The organism is Pseudonocardia sp. EV170527-09 (assembly GCF_008369905.1).
Lineage (GTDB): Bacteria > Actinomycetota > Actinomycetes > Mycobacteriales > Pseudonocardiaceae > Pseudonocardia.
Map to the genome: position 1 here is coordinate 1 of NZ_VRMC01000400.1, position 296 is coordinate 296.

A 296-nucleotide genomic window follows, 5' to 3' on the forward strand; every position below is an offset into this window, starting at 1 on the left:
CTGACCCCGCGCGCCCGGCTGCGGCTCGCTCAACTCGTCGTCGAGCACGGCTGGACCCACACCGCGGCCGCGACACTGTTCATGGTCTCCGCGCGGACCGCCAAGAAGTGGTCCGACCGCTACCGGGCCGAGGGGCCGGCGGGGATGGCCGACCGCAGCTCACGGCCGAGGTCCTCACCGACGAAGACCCGTGTCGGTCTGGTGCGGCGAATCGTACGGCTGCGCTGGCGGCACCGGCTGGGCCCGGTCCAGATCGCCGGGCGCCTGGGCATGGCCGCCTCGACCGTGCACGCGGT

Annotated in this window: 1 protein-coding gene; it reads left to right on the plus strand. The window is 74.3% G+C overall.

The window, feature by feature from the left end; genetic code table 11:
• Nucleotides 1–296: leucine zipper domain-containing protein (locus FVA95_RS29605; protein ID WP_149666967.1), on the plus strand; the 296-nt coding region annotated here is incomplete at both ends.